Below are 3,411 nucleotides of genomic sequence, written 5' to 3' on the forward strand. Positions count from 1 at the left end.
AAAAAGTTCATTGACATGTTGAGCGGAAAATGCAATGTAGATCAGACCATTGATGGTTTGATATTACGAAAAGAACCCTGTGTGTTTGCAAAAGGGCACATGGGGAGTTCAAGTGAACAAGGGCGTACGGGGGATGCCTAGGCTCCAGGAGGCGAAGAAGGACGTGCCAAGCTGCGATAAGCTGTGGGGACCGGCACAGTCGGGTCGATCCACAGATTTCCGAATGGGGCAACCCACCCTGACTTGTCAGGGTATTCCCATCTAAAGATGGAGAAAGCGAACGCGGGGAACTGAAACATCTAATTACCCGCAGGAAGAGAAAACAAATAGTGATTCCGTCAGTAGCGGCGAGCGGACGCGGAATAGCCCAAACCGTATATGTTACGGCATATGCGGGGTTGTAGGACCTGCATGATCGAAATAAAGTAGACCCGAACAGTCTGGGAAGGCTGACCGGAGAGGGTGAGAGTCCCTTAGGGGAATATTTTATAGAGAGGCGGGAATCCTGAGTAGGCCGGGACAGGAGAAATCCCGGTTGAAACTGCCGGCACCATCCGGTAAGGCTAAATACTCCCTGGAGACCGATAGTGAACGAGTACCGTGAGGGAAAGGTGAAAAGTACCGTGAATAACGGGGTGAAAAGAACCTGAAACCGTACGCCTACAAGCGGTCGGAGTCCTGACTTATCAGGATGACGGCGTGCCTTTTGCATAATGAGCCTACGAGTTGCACCTCACCGGCAAGGTTAATCCCGTGGACGGGAGGAGCCGCAGCGAAAGCGAGTCTGAACAGGGCGCCATAGTCGGTGGGGGCAGACGCGAAACTTAGTGATCTACCCATGGCCAGGTTGAAGCTCTGGTAAAACAGAGTGGAGGACCGAACCGATAAGCGTTGAAAAGCTTCCGGATGAGCTGTGGGTAGGGGTGAAAGGCCAATCAAACTGAGAAATAGCTCGTACTCCCCGAAATGTTTTTAGGAACAGCGTCGGGAATTGTATTGTGGAGGTAGAGCTACCGATAGGACTAGGGGGAGTCACATCCTACCAAATCCTGACGAACTCCGAATGCCACACTACAGAACCGGCAGTGAGGGCTTGGGTGCTAAGGTCCAAGTCCGAGAGGGAAAGAACCCAGACCTACCGCTAAGGTCCCGAAATCCGCGCTAAGTTGAACAAAGGCGGTCCAGCTGCAGAGACAGCCAGGAGGTTAGCTTGGAAGCAGCTATTCCTTTAAAGAGTGCGTAACAGCTCACTGGTCGAGCGGCAGGGCGTCGATAATAATCGGGCATCAAGCGCGGTACCGAAGCGCAGGACTACGTCCCGATTTATCGGGAGTATTGGTAGGGGAGCATTCCGGCGGCGGCGAATCCATATGGTGATGTATGGTGGAGCTTCCGGAAAAGCAAATGTAGGCATAAGTAACGATAATGGATGGGAACAACATCCACACCGCAAGACCAAGGATTCCTGATCAACGCTAATCGGATCAGGGTCAGTCGGGACCTAAGGATAACCCGAAGGGGGATTCCGATGGCAAATGGGTTAATATTCCCATACCGCACATACAGGTGAAGGGGTGACGGAGTGATGAAAAGGCCGCCCGGTGACGGAATACCGGGTTGAAGGGTGTAGGTATTGGAGGTGTAGTAAAATGCGCACCTTTAGCCGAACCTGATAGTACCGAGCGTCTTCGGACAATCGGATAGTGTCTGTAAGAACTTCCAAGAAAAACCTCTAGCGTCAAGCGTATGAGCGCCCGTACCGCAAACCGACACAGGTGGTCGGGGAGAGTATCCCAAGGTGCTCGAGTGAATCATGGCTAAGGAACTCGGCAAAATGGCCCTGTAACTTCGGGAGAAGGGGCGCTTCCTTCCCGATTCTTCGGGAAGAAGCCGCAGTGAAAAGGCCCAGGCGACTGTTTATCAAAAACACATGGCTTTGCGAAATCGAGAGATGAAGTATAAGGCCTGACACCTGCCCGGTGCCGGAAGGTTAAGGGGGGACGTTACTGCGCAAGCGGGAAGCGTTGAACCGAAGCCCCGGTAAACGGCGGCCGTAACTATAACGGTCCTAAGGTAGCGAAATTCCTTGTCGGGTAAGTTCCGACCTGCACGAATGGTGTAACGATCTGGGCACTGTCTCAGCCATGAGCTCGGTGAAATTGTAGTCGCGGTGAAGATGCCGCGTACCCGCAACGGGACGGAAAGACCCCATGAACCTTTACTGCAGCTTAACATTGGCATCGGGTACACGGTGTGTAGGATAGGCCGGAGGCAATGAAGCGGCGTCGCCAGGCGTTGTGGAGCCAACGTTGAAATACGGCCCTCTGTGTGCCTGGTGTCTAATCCCTTGAAAGGGAGACATTGTTTGGCGGGTAGTTTGACTGGGGTGGTCGCCTCCAAAAGAGTAACGGAGGCTTCCAAAGGTTCCCTCAGCACGCTTGGTAACCGTGCGTGGAGTGCAATAGCATAAGGGAGCTTGACTGTGAGGCGTACATGCCGGGCAGGGACGAAAGTCGGGTATAGTGATCCGGCGGTACCGAATGGAAGGGCCGTCGCTCAAAGGATAAAAGGTACTCTGGGGATAACAGGCTGATCTCCCCCAAGAGCTCATATCGACGGGGAGGTTTGGCACCTCGATGTCGGCTCGTCACATCCTGGGGCTGGAGAAGGTCCCAAGGGTTGGGCTGTTCGCCCATTAAAGTGGCACGCGAGCTGGGTTCAGAACGTCGTGAGACAGTTCGGTCCCTATCTGTTGCGGGCGTGGGAAGTCTGCGGGGGGCTGTCCTTAGTACGAGAGGACCGGGATGGACCGACCGCTGGTGTACCGGTTGTGGTGCCAACTGCACCGCCGGGTAGCTAAGTCGGGAAGAGATAAGCGCTGAAAGCATCTAAGTGCGAAACTCGCCCCAAGATGAGACTTCCAAACAGGGCCGTCAGAGACGATGACGTTGATAGGCTGCAGGTGTAAAGCCAGAGATGGCAAAGCTGAGCAGTACTAATAGCCCGAAAACTTGAACACCTTTGAAGCATTGCATTTTCCGCGAGACACTGTCATATAAGAACAAAGATATTAAACGGAGAGCCCATAGGGCACCGTAAAGACATAGGCGGCCCGGCGCAGGGGACCCACCTCTTCCCATCCCGAACAGAGAAGTTAAGCCCTGCAGCGCCGATGGTACTGGGGTTACACCCGGGAGAGTAGGTCGCCGCCTCATTTATTCAAAAGCCCTTTGGTTCATCCACAAGGGCTTTTTTTATACCCTATTACCTTACCCCAAAGCAAAGGAAATGTTCACCACAGATTACACAGATTTGCACAGACAGTATTTAGGGAAGGGATCCGAAAGACACCACAGATAGCACAGATTTAATTTGAGGATCAATGCAAAAACCCCTTATATGTTCTTCTAT

At 53.0% G+C, this 3,411-nt stretch carries 2 rRNA genes; both read left to right on the plus strand.

Annotation, left to right across the window (positions count from 1 at the left end):
• The first annotated feature begins 106 nt into the window (after window positions 1-106).
• Window positions 107-3,019: ribosomal RNA gene (locus GL182_RS23980) — 23S ribosomal RNA — on the plus strand.
• An 84-nt stretch (window positions 3,020-3,103) separates the two neighbouring features.
• A 5S ribosomal RNA gene (gene rrf, locus GL182_RS23985) occupies window positions 3,104-3,215 on the plus strand.
• Window positions 3,216-3,411: the final 196 nt, after the last annotated feature.

The organism is Cyclobacterium sp. SYSU L10401 (assembly GCF_010993705.1).
In the GTDB taxonomy this organism is placed as follows: domain Bacteria; phylum Bacteroidota; class Bacteroidia; order Cytophagales; family Cyclobacteriaceae; genus Cyclobacterium.